This window comes from Flaviflexus ciconiae (assembly GCF_003971195.1).
Taxonomy (GTDB): Bacteria; Actinomycetota; Actinomycetes; order Actinomycetales; family Actinomycetaceae; genus Flaviflexus; species Flaviflexus ciconiae.
The window spans coordinates 1841285-1861472 of record NZ_CP034593.1; the positions used below are offsets into that span (position 1 = coordinate 1841285).

General features: G+C 59.3%; 19 protein-coding genes and 1 pseudogene. 6 read left to right on the plus strand and 14 right to left on the minus strand.

The features are described from left to right. Window positions 1-182: 182 nt before the first annotated feature. Complete coding sequence (locus EJ997_RS08080; protein WP_126704098.1) at window positions 183-2048, minus strand: phosphoenolpyruvate carboxykinase (GTP); 1866 nt, start codon at window positions 2046-2048, stop codon at window positions 183-185. A 443-nt stretch (window positions 2049-2491) separates the two neighbouring features. Here EJ997_RS08080 and EJ997_RS08085 point away from each other — a divergent pair, with 443 nt between their 5' ends. Then, window positions 2492-3577 (plus strand): hypothetical protein, encoded by a 1086-nt coding sequence (locus tag EJ997_RS08085; protein ID WP_126704099.1) that lies wholly within the window; start codon window positions 2492-2494, stop codon window positions 3575-3577. A 320-nt stretch (window positions 3578-3897) separates the two neighbouring features. On the opposite strand, the gene EJ997_RS08090 is transcribed toward EJ997_RS08085, so the two are convergent. Further along, window positions 3898-5181 carry an adenylosuccinate synthase gene (locus EJ997_RS08090; protein WP_126704100.1) on the minus strand — a complete coding sequence of 428 codons (1284 nt, stop codon included), beginning with the start codon at window positions 5179-5181 and terminating at the stop codon, window positions 3898-3900. A 495-nt stretch (window positions 5182-5676) separates the two neighbouring features. Between EJ997_RS08090 and EJ997_RS08095 the strand changes: the two genes are divergently transcribed. Continuing rightward, entirely contained in the window at window positions 5677-8040 is a 2364-nt protein-coding gene (locus EJ997_RS08095) for a glycogen/starch/alpha-glucan phosphorylase (protein WP_126704101.1), read from the plus strand. Between the two features lie 85 nt (window positions 8041-8125). Here the strand turns inward: EJ997_RS08095 and EJ997_RS08100 are convergent, their stop codons facing one another. From EJ997_RS08100 to EJ997_RS12910, 5 genes are all read right to left on the minus strand, one after another. Then, the gene (locus EJ997_RS08100) at window positions 8126-8527 is read right to left on the minus strand and encodes a hypothetical protein (RefSeq protein WP_126704102.1); all 402 of its coding nucleotides are present in this window, start codon (window positions 8525-8527) and stop codon (window positions 8126-8128) included. Window positions 8528-8570: 43 nt separating this feature from the next. Next, window positions 8571-8834: a hypothetical protein gene (locus tag EJ997_RS08105; RefSeq protein WP_126704103.1), complete on the minus strand. Its 264-nt coding sequence runs from the start codon at window positions 8832-8834 to the stop codon at window positions 8571-8573. Between the two features lie 168 nt (window positions 8835-9002). Next, complete coding sequence (locus EJ997_RS08110) at window positions 9003-9419, minus strand: hypothetical protein (protein WP_126704104.1); 417 nt, start codon at window positions 9417-9419, stop codon at window positions 9003-9005. A gap of 106 nt (window positions 9420-9525) precedes the next feature. Next, a complete protein-coding gene (locus EJ997_RS08115) occupies window positions 9526-9945 on the minus strand; it encodes a hypothetical protein (RefSeq protein ID WP_126704105.1) in 420 nt (139 codons plus the stop codon). Beyond that, complete coding sequence (locus EJ997_RS12910) at window positions 9942-10097, minus strand: hypothetical protein (protein WP_164719896.1); 156 nt, start codon at window positions 10095-10097, stop codon at window positions 9942-9944. The genes EJ997_RS08115 and EJ997_RS12910 overlap by 4 nt, the downstream gene beginning before the upstream one ends. 217 nt (window positions 10098-10314) lie before the next feature. Here EJ997_RS12910 and EJ997_RS08120 point away from each other — a divergent pair, with 217 nt between their 5' ends. After that, the gene (locus tag EJ997_RS08120) at window positions 10315-10740 is read left to right on the plus strand and encodes a hypothetical protein (RefSeq protein ID WP_126704106.1); all 426 of its coding nucleotides are present in this window, start codon (window positions 10315-10317) and stop codon (window positions 10738-10740) included. A gap of 108 nt (window positions 10741-10848) precedes the next feature. Here the strand turns inward: EJ997_RS08120 and fbaA are convergent. The 4 genes and pseudogenes from fbaA to EJ997_RS08140 all read right to left on the minus strand — a co-directional run bounded on the left by fbaA (window position 10849) and on the right by EJ997_RS08140 (window position 15003). Continuing rightward, window positions 10849-11912, minus strand: a pseudogene (fbaA, locus tag EJ997_RS08125) (class II fructose-bisphosphate aldolase). Between the two features lie 121 nt (window positions 11913-12033). Next, a complete protein-coding gene (gene hemQ / locus EJ997_RS08130; RefSeq protein ID WP_126704107.1) occupies window positions 12034-12729 on the minus strand; it encodes a hydrogen peroxide-dependent heme synthase in 696 nt (231 codons plus the stop codon). A gap of 8 nt (window positions 12730-12737) precedes the next feature. Next, window positions 12738-13721 (minus strand): ferrochelatase, encoded by a 984-nt coding sequence (gene hemH, locus EJ997_RS08135; protein WP_126704108.1) that lies wholly within the window; start codon window positions 13719-13721, stop codon window positions 12738-12740. Beyond that, on the minus strand, window positions 13714-15003 hold the full coding sequence (locus tag EJ997_RS08140) for a glutamyl-tRNA reductase (protein WP_126704109.1): 1290 nt from the start codon (window positions 15001-15003) through the stop codon (window positions 13714-13716). The genes hemH and EJ997_RS08140 overlap by 8 nt, the downstream gene beginning before the upstream one ends. A gap of 55 nt (window positions 15004-15058) precedes the next feature. On the opposite strand from EJ997_RS08140, the gene hemE reads away from it, so the two are divergent. Both hemE and EJ997_RS08150 read left to right on the plus strand, forming a co-directional pair. Beyond that, entirely contained in the window at window positions 15059-16054 is a 996-nt protein-coding gene (gene hemE, locus EJ997_RS08145) for a uroporphyrinogen decarboxylase (RefSeq protein WP_206501610.1), read from the plus strand. Continuing rightward, on the plus strand, window positions 16051-17337 hold the full coding sequence (locus EJ997_RS08150) for a protoporphyrinogen/coproporphyrinogen oxidase (protein WP_126704111.1): 1287 nt from the start codon (window positions 16051-16053) through the stop codon (window positions 17335-17337). Before hemE ends, EJ997_RS08150 begins: the two co-directional genes overlap by 4 nt. 72 nt (window positions 17338-17409) lie before the next feature. On the opposite strand, the gene EJ997_RS13775 is transcribed toward EJ997_RS08150, so the two are convergent. From EJ997_RS13775 to EJ997_RS08160, 3 genes are read right to left on the minus strand one after another with little or no spacing between them, the layout of a single operon-like run. Further along, complete coding sequence (locus tag EJ997_RS13775) at window positions 17410-18099, minus strand: asparaginase domain-containing protein (RefSeq protein ID WP_206501612.1); 690 nt, start codon at window positions 18097-18099, stop codon at window positions 17410-17412. After that, entirely contained in the window at window positions 18000-18347 is a 348-nt protein-coding gene (locus EJ997_RS13780) for an asparaginase domain-containing protein (RefSeq protein WP_206501614.1), read from the minus strand. Before EJ997_RS13780 ends, EJ997_RS13775 begins: the two co-directional genes overlap by 100 nt. A gap of 2 nt (window positions 18348-18349) precedes the next feature. Beyond that, window positions 18350-19393, minus strand: a complete 1044-nt coding sequence (locus EJ997_RS08160) for a hypothetical protein (RefSeq protein WP_206501616.1) — start codon at window positions 19391-19393, stop codon at window positions 18350-18352. Between EJ997_RS08160 and EJ997_RS08165 the strand changes: the two genes are divergently transcribed. Continuing rightward, complete coding sequence (locus EJ997_RS08165) at window positions 19352-19996, plus strand: GntR family transcriptional regulator (protein WP_126704112.1); 645 nt, start codon at window positions 19352-19354, stop codon at window positions 19994-19996. The two genes, EJ997_RS08160 and EJ997_RS08165, sit on opposite strands and share 42 nt — an antisense overlap. Window positions 19997-20188: the final 192 nt, after the last annotated feature.

Genomic DNA, 20188 nt, shown 5'->3' on the forward strand with positions numbered 1-20188 from the left:
CAGGGTAATGACCGCAAATTCGGATAGCGGCCACGGCACTTCTTCACTATTCCCGGCACACATCTAACCGCTAATTATCCCCCACCAATCCTCGCCCTCACCTTTCTGCTACCTATCAGCAGAAACAGGAAGCGGCAGGCGCCGAAGCACCTGCCGCTAACCTATGCGAAAGGATTAGTTAGTTACTTGCGTGCGGCCTCGATGCGGTCGCGGAACTCGCCGAGCTGGTTGGTGATGCCGGCCGGAACCTTGTCACCGAACTGCTTGAAGTACTCTTCGACCTGATCGATCTCGCTTGCCCAGGCATCCGGGTCGGTCTCGAAGAGCTTGTCCCAGGTCGCCTTGTCGACATCGGTACCGTCAAGGTTGAAGTCCTCAAACTTGGGGTAGCGACCGGTGATGCCGTCGACTGCCTCGACCCTGCCGTCTGCACGGCGGACGATCCAGTCAAGTACGCGGGAGTTGTCGCCGAAGCCGGGCCACATGAACTTGCCGTCCTCGTCCTTACGGAACCAGTTAACCTGGTAAACCTTGGGGAACTTGTCGCCAAGTTTGGCTTGCATCTCCGTCCAGTGGCCCCAGTAGTCGGCCATGTTGTAGCCGCAGAAGGGAAGCATGGCGAAGGGGTCGTGGCGGAGCGAGCCAGCCTTGACGTCCGTAGCGGCAGCGGTGACCTCGGAGGCAACCGATGCGCCGATGAAGACGCCGTGGTCTGCCGAGTACTGCTCTGCTACCAGCGGGACGTTGGTAGCGCGACGGCCGCCGAACAGGATCGCGTCAACCGGAACACCCTCGGGCGCCTCCCAGTCGGGCGAGATGATCGGGCACTGCGAAGCCGGAACGGTGAAGCGGGAGTTCGGGTGAGCGGCAAGCTTGCCTGCCTCCGCGTCTGCCTTCGTGAAGTCGTTGCCGTGCCAGTCGATCAGGTGATCGGGCATCTCGCCGTCGATACCCTCCCACCAGACATCGCCATCGTCGGTCAGTGCGACGTTGGTGAAGATGGAGTTGGCGCGAGCCGTGTCCATTGCCATCGGGTTGGTGTCGTAGGAGGTGCCGGGAGCAACGCCGAAGAAGCCAGCCTCGGGGTTGATCGCACGGAGACGACCCTCCTCATCCGGGCGCATCCAAGCAATGTCGTCACCGATCGTCTCAACCTTGTAGCCCTCAATGGTGGGCTGCAGCATGGCAAGGTTCGTCTTGCCACAGGCCGAGGGGAAGGCAGCGGTTACGTGGAACTGCTTGCCGGTTGCCTCTTCGGTCAGGCGGAGGATCAGCATGTGCTCTGCCATCCAGCCATCGCGGCGAGCCATGGTGGAGGCGATGCGGAGTGCGTAGCACTTCTTGCCTAGCAGGGCGTTGCCGCCGTAGCCCGAACCGTAGGACCAGATCTCGTTGGTCTCGGGGAAGTGAGTGATGTACTTTTCGTCGTTGCAGGGCCAGGACGTATCGGGGCGCTCATTGCCCTCTGCATCGACCAGCGGGTAGCCGACCGAGTGAACGGCGGGGACCCATTCGCCGCCCTTGCCAATGAGCTCGAGCGCCGGGGTGCCCATGCGGGTCATGATTCGCATGTTGACGACAACGTATGGGGAGTCGGTGAGCTCGATGCCGAGCTGCGAAATCGGGCCGCCCACCGGGCCCATCGAGAACGGAATGACGTACATGGTGCGGCCGCGCATCGCGCCGTCGAAGACACCCTTGAGGGTCTCCTTCATTTCCTTAGGGTCCGCCCAGTTGTTGGTCGGGCCAGCATCCTCTTCCTTTTCGGAGCAGATGTAGGTCCGCGACTCAACACGCGCAACGTCGGACGGCAGGGAACGAGCAAGGAACGAGTTCGGACGCTTCTCCGGGTTCAGGCGAGTGAACATACCCGACTCAACCATCTGCCCCGTGAGCAGATCCCATTCTTCGTCGCTACCGTCGACCCAGAAAATGTCCTTCGGCTTTGCCAGGTTCGCCACCTCGGCTACCCAGGCAACAAGATCGGCCGGAGCAATCTCCGGGGCCTCTGCCTTGACACTCTCGGCGGTGTAGGTCTTGTCAGTCATCGCGCTTCCTCCTAGAAACTAGGCGATGGTCTTTTTCCTTTATTGGTTAAGTACCACTTATGATTATTCCGGTTAAAAATCGCCCAACGGTGGGACTATTGGCATTATTTCGCTGGGAAATGAATTGGGACTCTCGACCTAATCGACCCTTCCATGTTGTCCCATTTGTCCATCAAATAATCTCAAATGGGCTTTTGTAGCAACCCCACTGAAACAACACCCAAACTGGCCAGTAATTTGTCCGATGAGTTATTAAATCGCATATAAAAGCATCCGATTTGTCCTGTTTGATCATCTCATCGTTACCGATCGGTAAGGTCCGCGGGTCGAATTCGGCAAATTGGTAGAACTCCCCAAGGTTTTGTTCACAGATTCAGCAGTTCTCCGCTTAGTCTGGACCTCATAGCCGAGAGCTCACGCACCGGCATTCTGAAAGGACAACAATGAAAACCCGCACCAAGAAAGCATTGGCCATAGCAGCCGTTGCACCGACCATGCTGGTCCTCTCAGCATGCCGGATGGAATCAATCATCGAAATCAATGAAGATGGCTCCGCCAACGTCATCATGGAGATGGAAGACACCCAAGGCATGATGGCCGGCATGGGTTACACCTGCGACCAGGTCTTCGAAGAGATGGGCCTCTCCGAAGAGGATGAAGCAGAGTACGTCGTCGAGGACATCTCCGGCGAGAACCTCGCATGCCGTCTCACCGCGAACAGCATGGAGAACGTCGTTGATGGCGAGACCCTGATCGACAACGGTGACTCCTACACGTTCCTCATGGAGGGCGACCCCTCGATGAGCATGGAAGAGATCCCGCCGGAGATGGGCACCTTCGAGTTCATCATCACGATCCGCATGCCCGGAGAGATCGTTGAGGCCACCAACGGCGGCCAGATCGATGGAAACTCCGTTAGCTACAACGATCTTGAGGTCATGGCCCAGGGCTTCGAGGTTACCGGCATGAAGTCCGGTGGCGCCACCAACGGCGGCAACCAGGGCGGCAACGAAGGTGGCAATGATGGCGGCTCCGACCATGGCACCGGAAATGAAGGTGGCAACGAGGGTACCGACGACGGCACCGGCAACAACGACGGCGTCCCCGGTCCGGATACCGGTAACGACGACGGCACCTCAAACAACGATGGCGATGACACCGGTAGCAACGGTGACGACACCACCAGTAACGAGGCCGACGACGCTAGCGACTCCGATGAAGAGGGCGGCTTCCCGATGTGGGCATGGTTCGCCATCGGTGGCGGCGCCATCGTCATCATCGGCCTTGTCGCTTGGATGATTGCCCGCGGCAACAAGAACAAGAACCAGGGCGGCCCCTACGGTCCCGGTGGCGGCTACGGGGGTCCCCAGGGTGGTTACGGAGCCCCGCAGCAGTACGGTGGCCCCCAGGGCGGCCAGCAGTACGGCGGACCCCAGGGTGGACAGTACGGCGGTCCTCAGGGCGGCCAGTACGGTGGCCCGCAGCAGGGCGGCCAGCCTCCTCAGGGAGGCCAGGGCAACTGGGGATGATCCCCCAGAGCGGTAACTGTATCCGGTAGGACCCACAGCGATCGCTAACTCTTGGGGAGGGCAGGTGCACACGGCACCTGCCCTCCCCCTTTTACTACCATGACCGCCGCGCTCTGTTGAGGCTCTCCGTTTATCGCTACCCCGTTAATCGCTACCTCGCTATTACCGTTGCCGCTCCCGTTTATCACTCCTCCTCTAGCGCCTGTCGGACCGCTTCCCGCTTTGCGTAGAGAAAAGCCGAAGGGCGCCACAGTCAGTAACCGTGGCGCCCTTCGTGCCAGTTGTTCAGTTCTCGTCGCTGCGACGAATCACCCTTGCTCTTATATGAGAGGGTGGCGGACGATGGTCTGCTCGCGGCCGGGGCCAACACCGATCGAGGAGATCTGGGCGCCGGACATTTCCTCGAGGGCAATGACGTAGTCCTGTGCGTTCTTCGGGAGATCCTCGAAGTTCCGCACGTCGGAAATGTCTTCCTGCCAGCCCGGGAAGTACTCGTAGATCGGCTTCGCATGGTGGAAGGATGTCTGATCCGCCGGCATGTCCTCGTGACGAACACCGTCAACGTCGTATGCCACGCAGACCGGGATCTGATCAAGGGTGGAGAGAATGTCGAGCTTCGTGAGCACGATATCGGTCAGCGAGTTGACGCGGGTCGCGTAGCGGGCGATCACGGCGTCGTACCAACCGCAGCGGCGGGGACGTCCCGTTGTCGTTCCGAACTCTCCACCGCGTTCACGCAACCAGTCACCAGATTCGTCGTGAAGCTCCGTCGGGAAGGGACCCTCACCAACGCGGGTTATGTACGCCTTGGCAACGCCCACGACGCGGTCGATTCGGGTGGGGCCAACGCCCGAGCCTGTGCATGCGCCGCCCGCAGTTGCCGACGAGGACGTAACGAAGGGGTAGGTGCCGTGGTCGACATCAAGCATGGTGGCTTGGCCGCCCTCGAAGACAACGGTCTCACCGTTGTCGAGAGCATCGTTGAGAAGGTTGGTGACGTTCGCGACCATCGGCTTGATCCGATCGGCATACTTGAGGAGCTCCTCGGTGACGATGTCGATGTCAGCGGCCTTTGTGTTGAACACCTTAAGGAACAGGTGGTTCTTCTGATCGATTGCCGACTCCACCTTCTGACGCAGAATCGATGCGTCGAACAGGTCCTGGATGCGGATGCCGATGCGGTTCATCTTGTCTGCGTAGGTCGGACCAATGCCACGGCCCGTGGTACCGATCTTGCGGTTACCGAGGAAGCGCTCCGTGACCTTGTCGAGAGTCCGGTTGTACGAGGGAATGACATGAGCATTGGCAGACACCTTAAGCTTCGAGGTGTCGATTCCGCGCGACTCAAGCTCATCGACTTCCTGGAAGAGCACATCGAGATCAACAACAACACCACCACCGATGACCGGCGTGCACGAATCGGTGAGAGCACCAGCGGGAATAAGGTGAAGAGCGAACTTCTCACCATCAACCACGATCGTGTGGCCCGCATTGTTACCGCCGTTGAACTTCACGACATAGTCAACGTCCGTGCCGAGCTGGTCAGTGGCCTTACCCTTCCCTTCATCGCCCCATTGGGCGCCGATGACAATGAGTGCCGGCATGGTGATCTCCTTCAATGGTTTATACCGAGAGCGCGTTCATTCTAGTTCGGGCTGACTTACAAGACATCGGTGTCTCGCCCTGCAACCGCCTACGCAAGCATACAACCTGGTCAGACGGCGAGTGCTCTGCCAGCCTTATCTCACATCGACTCCAAGTTAAACAGGTAAACGCAGACGAATAGATAAGGACCTCGTGCAAAGTCGAGACCACCCCGAGGCGTGCGAAGTCCCGCTGAAGCAGTAGCAATCTCAACAGAGCAGTAAGGACCGGACTGTTCACATTTCTTGAGTTTTGAGATCGGTTGGCAACGTTGCTCAGAAGTTTCATTGATTCGCTCACAAACGAGCGTTTAGAGATCACCCAGAATGCCTAAAACTCGTAGCATTTACTTGCTGTTCACTGTCTTGACCTGGGCACTCATTCGCGACTTTCACCTACGTCCATTAACCTTGGAGGCAGGGCATTCTGCCGCCTTTCATCACTAAGGAGAAGTTGTGACCTCTGAACTAACCAATAGCCTCGGCGCATTTACCCGAGCCGTGGCTGGCCGCACTCCGGAATCATCGACACCGATGGAGCTTTGGACAGGCCTCTCTGCCAACATCGTTGACCTGATTGCCGACAAGTGGGAAAAGTCTGCAAAGCACGCCGCCACCGGCCGCCAACAGCACTACTTCTCGGCCGAGTTCCTCATGGGCCGTGCGCTGCTTAACAACCTGACCAACCTTGGTCTCGTCGATGAAGCTGCTGCCGCTGTTAAGGCTCACGGTGGGAACCTGACCGATGTTCTCGAGGCCGAGCACGACGCTGCTCTCGGTAACGGCGGCCTTGGTCGCCTCGCCGCCTGCTTCCTTGATTCTTGCGCCACCCTGGACCTTCCGGTGACGGGTTACGGCATCCTTTACCGCTACGGCCTGTTCAAGCAGCAGTTCTCGGATGGTTTCCAGGTTGAGCATCCGGACCCGTGGATGGAGGAGGGCTACCCCTTCGTAATCCGCCGCGAAGAAGAGGCACGCTACGTCAAGTTTGACGACATGGACGTGAGGGCTATTCCTTACGACATGCCGATCACCGGTTACGGCACCGACAATGTTGGCACCCTCCGTCTGTGGAAGTCGGAGCCCATGGAGGAGTTCGACTACGACGCCTTCAACTCGCAGCGTTTCACCGAGGCCATTGTTGAGCGTGAGCGCGTTGCCGACCTGTGCCGCGTTCTCTACCCGAACGACACCACGTACGAAGGCAAGATCCTTCGTGTCCGCCAGCAGTACTTCTTCGTTTCCGCTTCGCTCCAGGCGATGGTCGACAACTACGTCGAGAAGCACGGCACTGACTTCAGCAAGTTTGCTGAGTTCAACTGCATTCAGCTCAACGACACCCACCCGGTGCTCGCCATCCCCGAGCTCATGCGCATCCTCCTCGACGACCACGGCCTGACCTGGGAGGACGCCTGGGACATTACCCAGAAGACCTTCGCTTACACCAACCACACCACCCTCGCCGAGGCTCTGGAGACCTGGGAGTACTCAATCTTCCAGCAGCTGTTCGGCCGCGTTCTCGAGATCATTGCCGAGATTGACCGCCGCTTCCGTAACGACCTGGTAGGCCGTGGCATCTCCGAAGATCGGATCCACTACCTGGCACCGATCTCCGACGGTCGTATCCATATGGCTTGGATCGCCTGCTATGCCTCGTTCTCGATCAACGGCGTTGCCGCGATCCACACGAACATCCTGAAGAAGGACACGCTGAACGACTGGTACCAGCTGTGGCCCGAGAAGTTCAACAACAAGACAAACGGCGTAACCCCACGACGCTGGCTCAACCACGTCAACCCGCGTCTCGCACGCCTCCTGGATGCTCAGGTTGGTTCCGATGCCTGGGTCTCCGACCTGGATCTGCTCAAGCCGCTTGCCAAGAAGGCAACGCAGAAGAAGGTCCGCAAGGAGCTCATCAAGATCAAGCAGGCCAACAAGAAGGACTTCGCTGACTGGATTGAGAAGCGCCAGGGCATCACGATCAACCCGGATGCTGTCTTCGATGTTCAGATCAAGCGCCTGCACGAGTACAAGCGTCAGCTCCTCAACGCCTTCTATGTTCTCGACCGCTACTTCCAGATCAAGGACAACCCCACGCTTGACGTGGTTCCGTCCGTTGCAATCTTTGGTGCGAAGGCAGCCCCCGGCTACTACCGTGCCAAGGGCATCATCAAGCTGATCAACACGATCGCTGAGCTTGTGAACAACGACCCCGAGATTGGCGACAAGCTCAAGGTTGTATTCATCGAGAACTACAACGTCACCCCCGCCGAGAAGGTCATCCCCGCCGCAGATATCTCCGAGCAGATCTCCACGGCCGGCAAGGAAGCCTCCGGCACGGGCAACATGAAGTTCATGATGAATGGCGCGCTGACCCTCGGCACCCTCGACGGCGCGAACGTTGAGATCGTTGAGGCAGTTGGCGAAGAGAATGCCTACATTTTCGGAGCGAAGGAAGAGGAGCTGCCCAGCATCATGGCCTCCTATGATCCCTACGCGACGGTGGAGGCGACGAAGGGCCTCAGCCGCGTTATCAACGCACTCACTGACGGCACCCTTGACGACAACGGTTCCGGCATGTTTGCCGACATCCGTCGTTCGCTCCTCGAATCCGGCCCCGACGGCTCCGACATCTACTACGTCATCGGTGACTTCGCTTCCTACCGTGAGGCACGCGATCGTGCTCTCGAGGACACCCTGGATGAGATGGAGTGGGCACGCAAGGTGTGGATCAACATCACCGCCTCCGGACGCTTCTCCTCCGACCGCACCATCCGCGACTACGCGCGCGAGGTCTGGAAGATCGAACCGGTCAAATAACAACCTAAGTCGCTGATTTCATCAGCTAACACGTGTGGCGCCTCGAAAACGGGGCGCCACCTTTTTGTCATTTTTCGGCAGGAGTTCAGTCGTAAATATCAACTTCGATGAAGAAGATATCGACCTGATCGTCTGAGGGTGAGGAGATGTCTACGCCTTGTCCGTCGCGGATGATGGTTCCGAAGATTGTGTCGCTTCCTCCGCCGCTCGTGCCCGCAGCCATGGCGCTGCTGAATGAAACTTCGATCGAGTCTTCATTGATTTCTTCAACGGTGATCGTCATGTCGGTGAGGCTCCGGTCGATCTTGATCTCGGATCCTTCCGTGACCTGATAGGTCTCCGTTGCTTCCTCGGTGGTCTCGACCGTCTCCCATCCAACGAACTGGGATGTCGTGATTGTTACTTCCGCGCTCTTCTGCTCACCTTCACCGCAGGCGGCCGCGCCAAGCAGGATGATCGGGAAGATGGCTAATGCTGTGCGTTTCATAGTTCTACCTGTGTCAGATTCTCGCGTAGGTGGTCGCCCTAGTTCATTCGGTGATCTCGACGGTGATCGTGTAATTCATGCCAGCATCTAACGTCGCCGTCGCTAGCTCTGTCGCACGACCTTCGGTGATAGTTGGCGCCCAAACATTCATATTCATGTTGATGCGACCATCGTTCCTCGGAGAAAGAGGAGCATCGAATAGGAGTGTTACCGAGTCCTCGTCAATCTCTTCGACGGTCACTGTTTCGGGGCCACCAAAAGCAGGATCAAGTTCGAAGGTATCCCCCGCAGCAACAGTGTGGGTCACGACTTTTATCTGCGGCTCATAGTCTGGGGACCAACCGCTCCAGTCCGACATTTCGACGGTGACCTCAGCGGCGGGTTCGGGATCTCCACCGCAGGCAGCCAGAAACCCTAGGGGAAGAAGCATTGTGGCTAAGGCTCGGGTTTTCATGATCACGGTTCCTGATTCCTGTCAGTGGCTCTCGAAGGTGAGCCGATAATTGGTGCCAGCGTCTTCGCTGTCTGTTTCGTAGGTGACTGTTTGCCCATCGGTCACCGTGAGAGTCGGATTTTCGCCGTCAATGGATGGCCCGCGATACCAGCCGATCAGGGTCACCGTGATCTCGTCGTCAGTGATCTCGTCTACGGTCAAGATTTCGACGCCGCGCTCCGAAACCACGGTCTCTCCCGGAACAACTTCGTAACTGGTGACCGTTGGCGGGTGCGTGGTTCCCTTCGTCCAGTTCGTAGATTGAATGGTGAGCACGCCCTGTGATGACGACGTCACGGTCTCGCTGGTGTTGACCGGAGGTTCCTCATCATTGGTGGAGCATGCGGCAGCACTGAGGGCTAGTGCGGCCGCAGCGAGTGTGCTCATTATCCGTTTCATGCGCCCATCGTAAACAGCTGAGCCTCGCCATAACAGGCCGAAAGGCGGGGAGTGGTGACCACCCCGGGTGTTGGAGAGAACACCCCTACCTCGCTAACTATGTTCCCTATTCTTCGATCTCATAGGTGAGGTCGTAGTCGACACCAGCATCAGCGCTTGCCGTACTGAAACCAACCGTCTCGCCGTTGCTCAGAGTGAACTCAGGACCATCTTCCATCCCATCGCCAGCAAAGTACGCACCGCTGACACGGACCGTGACCTCTTCGTCCGTGACCTCCAGGATCCCCAGTGTTTCAGTTCCGAACATCGATTCTATTCGGTAGGTTTCACCTTCGATCACCTCGAACTCCGTGACGTCGGTGGCAAGTGAATCGTTCTTGACCCAGTCGGTCGACTCGAGAATGAGAGCGCCTTGAGGGACGGCTTCTTCGGTCGTCGTTGGTGCGGGAGTTCCTTCTGATCCGCAGGCGGCCGCGCCACCAAGGAGTGCGGTTCCTAGAACAAGTGCTGTAGTTAGGCGTTTCATGCCAGCATCGTAAACAGGACAGTTTCTGTCGCAACACCGGGAAGGTGGGGACCGCTCCACGACGCTAGTGCTTCCGGATGGGATGAAAGAATGACGGCTGGGCCTTTGCTCAGCAAATCAATGCGGGCTGCCCTCATGAAACCTGCTTCCATGATGCTCACGGTGCCCGTCACCCGCCTGTTCCTGGCTGGTAGGAGCAGCTGACGAATACCCTCAACTACTGACTTTGACCGAACACAGCGAGGGCACTGAGTTTCACCGATAACTCCACATTATTTATCGGGCACCTATCCCCCACTCGGGTCATTTTTCCGTTCGCAGGAGCTTCGGCCACGGCGTAGGCTGGCAGGGACGAAACGAGAGGAAACTATGTCCGCTATTACCCGTGACCCTGTCCGCACTTCGCTTGCCGTGACCGGAACTGTCTTCGCGCACTATGCAATGCCGGACTTCGTGAAGTCGAAGTTTCTGCGCTTTATCGGCAAGACGGCCGTGAACTCTGCACTTGTCGCCTGGACGGCTTCCCATAGCAGTGAGGAGCTTGGCCAAGCGGGCGAGCAACTCCAGGAGTTCCTTGATTCGGCTGATGCTGAGACGCTTAAGTCAACGGCGGGTATCGCAGCTGGCGCCACGCTCGGCACAACGGTCATTGCTGTTGCTGGAGAAAAGTGGCTCTACCGCCGTGCTGAGAAGAAGCGTGCCGAAGGTAAGCACCTAGCACACACGAAGCAGGCCCTTGTCCTCGCTGTCCTCACCGGTGCCGTTACCTATGCCGCGGAGATGGTTGACGCCTGAGAGTTGGGCACTTGCTCCAATAGAGCTTTGTTGAATATGCGCGGAGGGCGACAGTTTTGAACTGTCGCCCTCCAGAGCTTTTAATTCGGGATGGTCCCGAACTGTGTGTTACTTGATGCGGGTGCCGACGGAGCCGAGCTGCTGGCAGGCCTCGACGATGCGGTCAGCCATGGCCTTCTCTGCGGCCTTGCCCCACGAGCGGGGATCGTACTGCTTCTTGTTGCCGACGTCGCCGTCGATCTTGAGGACGCCGTCGTAGTTCTTCAGCATCCAGTCAGCGACCGGGCGGGTGAAGGCGTACTGGGTGTCGGTGTCGATGTTCATCTTGATGACGCCATGCTTAACAGCGGTGGCGATCTCTTCCTCGGAGGAGCCGGAGCCACCGTGGAAGACGAGGTCGAACGGCGATTCCTTGCCGTACTTGTCGCCAACAGCCTTCTGGATCTCGCCAAGAAGCTCGGGCGGAGCTTCACGAAGCCCGGCTTGTAGACGCCGTGGACGTTACCGAAGGTAAGGGCCGTGAGGTAACGGCCATTCTCGCCAAGGCCGAGGGCCTCAATCGTTGCAATGCCGTCCTCGGCGGTGGTGTAGAGCTTCTCGTTGATTTCGCCAACGACGCCGTCTTCTTCGCCGCCGACAACGCCGATCTCGATCTCGAGGATGGTGTTGGCCTTCTGCGAGAGCTCGAGAAGCTCCTTGGCGATCTCGAGGTTCTCGTCGAGCTCAACAGCGGAGCCGTCCCACATGTGGGACTGGAAGGAGGGAAGCTGGCCGTTCTTGACCTGCTCGGCCTCAATCTCGAGGAGGGGGCGTACCCAGGAGTCGATGTTCTCCTTGGCACAGTGGTCGGTGTGGAGTGCGACGGTGACGTCGTAGTTCTTGGCTACTTCCTTGGCGTATGCGGCCATGGCGAGCGAACCCGCGACGCGGTCCTTGCGGGTGGAGCCCGACCAGTACTCTGCGCCGCCTACGGAAACCTGGATGATGCCGTCAGACTCAGCCTCGGCGAAGCCCTGGAGTGCTGCGGTCAGTGTCTGAGAGGAGGTGACGTTGATGGCCGGGTAGGCGAAGCCGCCCTTTTTGGCCCGGTCGATCATCTCGTTGTAAACCTCGGGGGTTGCGATAGCCACGGTGGAAATCTCCTTCGATAGTCGGCGTAATCCACTTGTCATTCTCTCACGATCGACGAGGGTTCGGTAGGCCAGGTGGCCCAGGTCTTACTGTTTTAGGGCGAAAAGCTGAACTTTATGAGTGATCACACACTCGGGGTGAACGCTGCCGTTCACCTGCGGTTTACTCGCCGCGGGGCTGACGCTCCGCCCACTCGCCAAGCGTGACCTTGGGGCCCGTGTAGAACGGGGTATCCACGCGGACGTGGAGACGAGCTTCCGTGTAGCGGAAGTCCCTCATGAGGTCGACGATCCGGTCGAGCTGGTCGGCTTCAAGGGCAACGATCCACTCGTAGTCGTTGAGCCCGAACGAAGCAATCGTGGAGGCAACAACGTCCTTGTAGGGTGCGCCGGTCATGCCGTGGTCGCGGAGGATCCGGCTACGCTCGGACTCTTCGAGCAGGTACCACTCGTAGGAACGTACGAACGGATACACGCACAGGTACTGCGGGGCTTCGGGCTGGAGAAGGAACCCGGGCAGGTGGCGCTTGTTGAATTCGGCGGGGCGGTGCAGGCCGGTCACGGACCATACGGGAGTGATCGGCAGGTCGGAATTGAGGAGTGCGTGGTAGGCAGCCTGAACTCCTTCGATGGACTCGGCGTGCCACCAGACCATGAGGTCAGCATCGGCGCGGAGGCCAGCCACGTCGTAGTAGCCGCGCACGACAACGCCAGTCTCGGCAATGGCGGCCTCGGCGTCGGCAACGATCTTCTCCCGCTCGTCCGGCGAGATCTCGCCGGTCGTGGCGAAGACCGACCACATGGTGTAAATCTTCGAGCTGTTGATCAGTTCTACTGTCTGGTCATCGGGCTGCTTCATTGATGCTCCTAGATTGCTGGGAATTCGGGGCTCTTCGGGCCTGCCCAGCAGCAGGTCTCCGAGCAGAAGGTTTCGCCGGGGTTCTCAAGAAGGTCGGCTAGCTGGGAAATAAAGTCGGGGTCAACGCCAACGGTGTCTGCACGCACAAAGCCCATGCCGAGCTCCTCGGCCTTTGCCTTTGCTTCCGTGTCGAGGTCGTAGAGGACTTCCATGTGGTCAGAAATAAAGCCAATGGGGGCCAGGACAACGTTCGTCACGCCCTGCTCATGGAGTTCCTCGAGGTGGTCGCAAATGTCGGGCTCCAGCCACGGGGTGCGGGGGCTACCGGAACGGGAGCAGTACGCCATGTCCCATTCGCTCACGCCAAGTTCAGTGGCAACCCTGCCAGCGAGTGCGTGGTGTTGCTTTTCGTAGGTCAGTTCGTGATCGGTTCCCGATGCTTCGTCCATTGCGGTCGGGATCGAATGGGTAACGAAGATCAGGCGCGAACCTTCGGCGGCCTTTGATAGACCTTCGGATACTGCGGTCAGTATTGCTTTGAAGAAGCCCTCGGTGCCCCAGAACGGGCGGACCTTGCGAATCGTCAGGTCGGGAAGGTCAAGTTCTCCCATCCAGCGGGCAATGTCCTCGCGGTACTGCCGGCATGACGAATACGACTGGTACGCGGAGGTGGCGAGGGCGAGAATGTCGCGTGCACCATCATCATAAAGGGCCTTGATGACGTCGTTGCCGTAGGGCTCCCAGTTGCGGTTACCGATCGCTACCCGGGTGTTGTTGCCGCGCCTGGCCAGTTCGTCCCGCAGGTGTTCAACGAGTTCATCGTTCAGTTCGTTGATAGGGGACTTCCCGCCAAACATGTAGTAGTGCTCACCCACCTGCTCCAGCCGTTCATCTGGGATTCCCTTGCCCTTGGTTGCGTTCCTCAGGAATGGAACAACATCTTCCGGCTTGTTCGGGCCCCCGTACGAGAGCACGAGATAGGCATCAGGCATGTGGTTGGTCCTTTCGGGGGCACGTCAGTGCCTGTTCGGTGGGTTCTGGCAGATCAATTCCAAATACTAGTTCAGCGGCCCGATGAAACTCTTCGCCCCGGCCTTCCTTCGCGGCCTTCTGGGCAGAAACCGTCGGATGGTAGGCAACTGCCGCCGCGAAGCGTTGCAGGGCGCGGATAGCGTGCTCGGCAGGAATATCTCCGCTCGCGGGAAGTTGGCGAAGTTCCTTCTCCAGTTCGGCCGCAAAAGCATTGCGCACGGCAACAACCAGCGGGTCCATCGTGCGACCGAGAAGATCCGAGTCGAGCCTCGCGAGACCTTCGGCGATGATGTTCTGAGCATTCTCAACGTCGCCGCTAGCGGCTGCCGGCACGTGCTTGCGCACGGTCTCAAGATCGATGAGGGTGACGTCCTCGATCTGCTTCACCTCGGACTCAACATCCTTGGAACGGGCAAGGTCAACGAGGGTAAGGGGGCCGCGAGTCCGCTTTGCATCACGAACCATGTCGGCAGTGAGCACCGGAGATCCTGTGCCGCGGCATAGAACAATAACGTCGGGCCAGTCCAGGTCGAGAGACGGCGAGTAGTCAATTCCGTGATCGGCGGCGAACTGTTTGGCCCTGCCGGACTGCGACCAGACTCGGACATTGTCAGCACGGCGTTCCCGCAGCGCTGCAACGGCCGCTCCGGCGTAGGCGCCGGTGCCAACGAGGAGGACCTTGATTCCGGCCCAGTCGGTTGCGGGAACGGTGGGTCCACCGGTTTCTTCCCACTCGTATTGGTCGCGTTCGCAGGCAACCGCCCCCGCCATATCCAAAGCCACGGCGACAATAGAACGTCCGGTGCGGGAGAAGTCCGTCTTGACGGCGACCTCGCGAGAGGTGCGGAGTGCACCCTGGATGGTCTGCTCGAGAAGCGGGGAGGTGGTGCCTTCCTTGCGGGCTGAGGCAAGCGCCTGGCGTACCTGGCCGACGATCTCGCGTTCGCCAACGACCATGGAGTCAAGACCGGAGGCGACTTCGTAGAGGTGGCGGGCAGCGTCGAGACCCGAAAAGACTGAAATGCTGTGGTCGATTCCGAGTAGCTCCGCGACATCTCGTGCGGCAGTTTCATCGGCTTCGAGGTAGACCTCGTACCGGTTGCACGTGGAAAGGACCACGGCACCCGACACGCCCTCACGTTCCAGGATCTCCTGTTTTACCAGTGCACCGCGCTGTGCAAGACCCTCAACGTCGGAAATGTCGGAATCGTGGTGATTCGCTGTTAGGACCACAAAACTCACCCTTCGATTGTGTACCTAACTGGAAAAAAGGTCTACTTGGCCGGACAATAGAGACGTGTCCCTCTTAGTCGATGCAGCCCGAGGTATTCGAGGCGAGCGTGTCCCCGTTTGGTTTATGCGTCAGGCGGGAAGGTCCCTTCCTGAGTACCGCGCGCTACGCGAAGGTACAACGATGCTGGAGGCCTGCCTGCGGCCGGAGATGGCGGCGGAGATCACAATGCAACCGGTACGCCGCCACGGCGTGGACGGTGCCGTGTTTTTCTCCGACATCGTCACTCCCCTCAAGGTCGCCGGTATTGATGTCGACATCAAGCCCGGCGTGGGCCCCGTGTTCGGCACATCCATCTCTTCCAAGGCCGACATCGACAATCTCGTCTCCCACAGGCTTGAGGACTCTCAGGAGATCCGGGACGCGGTCAAGATCTGCGTTGAGGAGCTCGACGTTCCCGTCCTCGGCTTCGGTGGCGCCCCCTTCACCCTCGCGGCCTACCTCGTTGAAGGTAAGCCCTCCCGCGATCACCTGGCGGCCCGCGCACTCATGTACTCCGACCCGGAATCCTGGGACCGCCTCATGACGTGGGCCGCCGACATCACCGGCCGGTTCCTGGAGATCCAGATCGAGGCCGGTGCCTCCGTCGTTCAGCTCTTTGACTCCTGGGCGGGCTCCCTGTCGCTGAAGACCTACGAAGAGAAGGTCCTCCCCTACTCGACGAGGGCACTCTCCTACGCAACGGTGCCCACCATTCACTTTGGTACGGGCACAAGCACGTTGCTGGGGCAGATGGCATCGATCTGCGATGTTCTCGGAGTCGACTACCGTGTCCCGCTCGACTCGGTTGCAAAGCGGATCCCGGGAAAGCCCCTTCAGGGCAATATCGATCCGGCTCTTCTTGCGGCCCCGTGGTCGGTTCTCGAAAAGCACATCGATGAGATCATAGAAGCAGGCAAGGCGGCGCCCGCACATATCCTTAACCTCGGCCACGGAGTTCCCCCGACAACCGATCCCGAGGTCCTGACGAAGATCGTGTCCTACGTAAAGGGCGAGCTGTGATTGTCATCGTCGGAGGCGGCCTTGCCGGCCTCGTCGCAGCCCACGCCCTTGCCACCGCGGGCAAAGAAGTCACCCTCCTGGAGGCACGGAGCAAGCTCGGCGGTCTCGTCGCCTCCGAGGAAATTGGTGGAGTCCGTTTCGACATTGGAGCTGAGTCCTACGCCCGCCGGGCCACCGAGGTTACCGACTACCTGCACGGCCTCGGACTTGAAACGGTCCTCCCCGCGGGCCGGTCCTGGATCTGGAACGGCTCCCCCATCCAGATCCCCGCAAACACGTCCCTCGGTATCCCAGCCGACCCGTCCTCCGACGAGATCGCCGCAATCATCGCCGACACCGAACGGATCAAGGAAGACCTGGTCCTAGATCCCTCCATCGGTGCAGAAGCAACGACCCTCGCCGAGCTCGTAGAGGCTCGCATGGGAACCGAGCTGCTCGAGAAGCTCGTTCGCCCCATTGCCGGAGCCATCTACTCCACCGACCCGGCCAACCTGTCGATCAACCCAAAGCTGAAGGCAGACTTCCTCGAAACGGGAAGTCTGGCAAAAGCAGTTGCGAAGGGCCTGTCGGGCCCGGCAATTGCCTCTGTCGATGGTGGCATGTTCCGCCTCGTTGACGCTCTCGCCGAACAGGCTGAGGAAGCGGGTGCCGAGCTCGTGACGGGTGCACGCGTCAACTCACTGGACCTCACCGAGAGCGGCGCCTCCGTCACCGCGGAGATCGACGGCACCTCGATTGCTATCGATGCTGAGCACATCATCCTGGCCACCGATATTCGGTCCTCCCAGTTCCTTCTGGAACAGGTCATGGACCTGGAGCCGTTCGAGATCCCGCAGGGCAAGCCGACGACGCACGTCAGCCTTGTTTTGGACGCCCCTGAGCTTGATGAGGCACCGAGGGGCTCGGGCCTTCTCTGCGTTCAGGGCACCTCTCGCGCTAAGGCGCTTACCCACCTATCTTCCAAGTGGCCGTGGCTACGAGGGGTCACGGACTTCCATGCAATCCGTGTTTCCTATGCCCTGAACGAGGACCTCTCGACGGAGCAGGCACTCCAGGACGCCAACCAGCTTCTAGGAACCCAGATCGACCGGGAAGCCATCGTCGGGGCCCGCGTGGTCCGCTGGGGAGATGCCCTGACTCCGTCAACACCTGCCCTGCGAAGCTGGGCCGAGGCCATCACCCCGCCCAAGCAGATCACCGTGACGGGCGCGTGGCGGGCAGGCACCGGCATCGCCGCCGTTATCCCCCACGCCCTCGCCTCGGCGCAGTCGCTTATCGACTAGGGAAACTCTTAAAGCCCTAAAGCCCGTGTCGGGCAACGGTGTTTCGGATCGTGTCCACGTGGGCTCCGGAGCTCAGGAGTACGTGAAGCAGGATGCGGAGCTTACGGCCAGTAAGGAATCCCCGGGGATGATGCCGCGTTCGATGAGGTCCTCCTCGGAACCCGGATAACCGTAGGAATGCTCCAGGGTTGTTCCGCTTCCCGTTCGCGTCACCATCGCAACAAGGAGACCGTCCTTCATGAGCTGCTCGCACGCATCGGCAGTAGCCTCCGATAGATGGCCGACACCCGAAGCCTCGATAACGAGGGCGCGGGGATTATTCGAGGCAATGGCAGTCACCCACATTCCATCATCCGCCCACGGGGACTGGACGATTGGGATGTGCAGTGGGTCCGCGGAAGGCACGGGTAGCGGATCAAACATTCTCGCTGGCTTCAGCATGAGTCGTAGCTTGCGTTCCGCGATCCTGCCCACCGGCCCCCACCCGGGCGACTGGAAAGTCCACACTCCGGTCGAGTGTGTTTTCGACACGAGCCTGGCGAGGTGAACGGTATCGTCCAGGACAACCAGCACCCCCAAGCCTCGTGCTTCTTCGGAAGAAGCAGCAACTACAGCGGATAGTAGGTTTGCTGGACCGTCAGTTCCCGGGAGGTTGGGGCTCCTCATGGCTCCCGTGACAACGAGCGGCTCCTCACGATCCCACAGCAGGTCAAGGAAGTATGCCGTTTCCTCAAGAGTGTCCGTGCCGTGGGTGAGAACCACCCCACCGCCCCATCATCAACGGCCCTACGAGCAAACGCCAGAGCGTCGAGAACATGGGATGGGACGATCGCGGGGGACGCAACATTCGCGATCGAATGGGCCCGAATATCGGCAATATTGGTGAGTTCAGGAACCGCAGCAACAAGGTCCTCAGCGTCAAGTTCCGGCTTCACTGCGCCGGTACCAACTGCGGACATGGCTATCGTGCCTCCGAGAGCCCCGACAGCAACAACAGGTTTCTTCGACATGATCAGAATCCTCCCAGGATAATTGCAACGGCGGAAACGAATAAGAGACCAACAAGCTGGGACGGCCGTTGGAACTTGTTTGCCAACTTGAGGTCCGAGTCAGGAACGACCGGGATTGTCGTGGCTAGGGCAGCGACGGGGCCACCCGTAAGGAAATACTGCATAACCGCGGTCGGACCCGCGGCAGCGGCTGCCGCCGCCAACGGATTCACATCTCCCGTTGCCATCACAATAGAGAGCATAGGCAGGATGATGGCCGCAGAGGCCGAGTTTGACTGCGTGAGAAGCCCTGCCACTGCCGAGACGAGGATCAGCGTGATGATCGGGGCCGTGTCGATAAGCGGTTCGAACCAGTCACCGAGGAGATCGGTAATGCCGATAGCGCCGATAACAGCGGACATGTAAAGGAAACCAATCGTGGCGATAAGCGGAACTGCAACGCGCTGAACAGATTCAAGCATGGAACGCTCTGTGTCCATTGGATTGCTCCGCGCCATGAGCATGACGATGACGGACACAATGAAGCCAACAACAAAGACCGGGTATCCCATGGCAAAACCAACAATGAAAATGAGGAAGGGGAGCAGCACCCACCAGGTAGCTGGCTCATCGTCCTTGCGTTGGAAATCCTTGAGCGCCTCCTTGAGCTCAGCTGGCGACTGCTTCGCCCTGTCCTTGACATCCCCTCTCATCCGAAGGAACGAGACCAAGAAGATTGCGAGTGCCGTTCCAAGGCCGATCGCATTAATCCAGCCGAACGTAATGCCGGTCGTTGCGATGACTGCGAGAAGTGTTGGATGGGTGAATCCCGCGAAGTTACCGAGATGCCCCGCGTGTGCGTGAGTACCCGCTGACTTGTTCGGATCAACCCCCAGCTTGACCGAGGCAGGTCCCGTGACAACCGCGGTGATCGCCGGTTGCGTGAAACCGGTGAAGGCACCAATCAGACCTGCGGCAATACCACCGGACGTGGCGACTCCCGGAGGTAGACAGTGGTAGCAGAGATGGGCTCCGGGCCCGCTCAGACGCAGGCTGGCTACGCACACGCGCAGATCCGCAAGGCGATTATCAACGGAGAGTTCACGTCTGGGGACAGACTTCTGCAGGCAGAATTAGCAAAGCAACTCAATATTTCTGTTACCCCCGTCCGCGAGGCGCTTAGTCGCCTCAAGGAAGAAGGCCTTATCGAGTCTGTTCCCCACCGGGGAACTACCGTCGCGAAACTCAACATTGAGCAGGCCGAAGAGATCTATGCGATGAGGAAGCCTCTTGAGCCGATCCTTATCCGGCGCAATATTGATTCCATCCCCGATGAGGATCTGGCGCGGGCGGCCCGCCTGATTGACAAGATGAAGGCAACGGACGATCTTCTTACGTTCACGGCCATCAACGAGGACTTCCACGGAATCACGATGGGATACGACAATTCCTGGACATCCCGTATCGTCCAACAGCTGGCCGGAATCGCCTCCCCCTACGTATCTTTCTCTCTCCGCCTGTACCCGGAACAGATCGAGGAGTCCCACCGTGCCCACGAGGCAATTCTCAGCGCCGCGGCAGATCGGGATGTCGAACGCTTCATCGAACTCGAGGTCGCACACCTCGAATCCACCCTTGTCATTCTCCGCAAACTCGGCGATCGGGTGTAGTTTCAAGTCGTACCCGGCGCGGCGGTTGCGAACTCTTTTTTGAAGCGGCTACTAGCAGGTAACTGCACACGAGGACGTGTTTTCCCCGGTCACCTTGCCATCCGCTCATTGAACATGCCATCAAAGATCAGAACTCACCACCCGAAGAAAGATCAGAACTCCCCACCCGGACCACACCGATTGACGTAGCGT